Below are 897 nucleotides of genomic sequence, written 5' to 3'. Positions count from 1 at the left end.
TGAAACGACAATATTCCAGCAACTCGCGAGCAATGACTTCCCCTTCACGGTCGGCATCGGTGGCAATAATGACCTCATCAACCTGTTTCAATAACTGCCGGATCACGGCAAATTGGTCAGCGGCCTCTTTTTTTACCGTCCATTGCCATTGAGCGGGCAGCACCGGCAGCACCTCCATCCGCCACGGCGGGCCGAATTGTTCACCATACTGTTCGGGTGCAGCCACCTCCAGCAAATGTCCGATGGCCCAGGTGACAATGATACGGGTACTGAAGAGAAATCCCTGCCCGCGCTGTTTCACGCCCAGAACGTTAGCAATGTCTCTGGTCTGAGAGGGCTTTTCACATAAATAAAGCTGCATCTTTTCCCCTCCGTTAATCGTGTTCGATGGAACGTAACGGGGAGGCGAACGCGGAACGCTGCCTGCCCGACAGAATATCGGGATGCGGTTCACCCAACAGTTTAATGGCATCCAGCCCTGCGGGGGTTTTCTGTGCAATATCCTGCCGGGTGACCGCCAGTGAACGATAAGAACGCACAAAACCATAAATCTGGCGAATGGTCCGGCTGCCGTTATGCAGAAAAGCATCCCGCTCTGCCCGTGAAATCAGTCCGTAATGAAAAGCCTGAAATGTTTTCATCGCCAGCTGGTCGTAACCAACCAGCAGCCAGACACAGCGGTAACCTAATGGCGAATGACTGTAAACCCCAATATTCAACGGTTCGACAGAGGAAACAGCGGATAAGGTGATCTGCGGTGGGACGGCATTCAGGGTATCCTGCAAAATAGCCAGATTCTGCCTGAGATTGGCCGATGCGGCTTCCAACGCCTGCTCCAGCTTCACCAGCCAGACATCGGCATACGGATTATCGGCAGCGGCATCCACACTGATGTTG

General features: G+C 53.5%; 2 protein-coding genes. Both read right to left on the bottom strand.

The window, feature by feature from the left end:
- Positions 1–361, bottom strand: a 361-nt coding sequence (locus AACS90_RS03635; protein ID WP_153043717.1) for a toprim domain-containing protein, incomplete at its 3' end; no start/stop codon positions are given.
- Positions 362–374: 13 nt separating this feature from the next.
- On the bottom strand, positions 375–897 hold a 523-nt coding region (locus tag AACS90_RS03630; protein ID WP_099123669.1), incomplete at its 5' end, for a PFL_4669 family integrating conjugative element protein.

The organism is Xenorhabdus sp. KK7.4 (genome assembly GCF_963876465.1).
Lineage (GTDB): Bacteria > Pseudomonadota > Gammaproteobacteria > Enterobacterales > Enterobacteriaceae > Xenorhabdus > Xenorhabdus stockiae.
The sequence above is the reverse complement of the archived record's forward strand: the minus strand, read 5'-3'. Positions and strand labels throughout refer to the sequence as shown.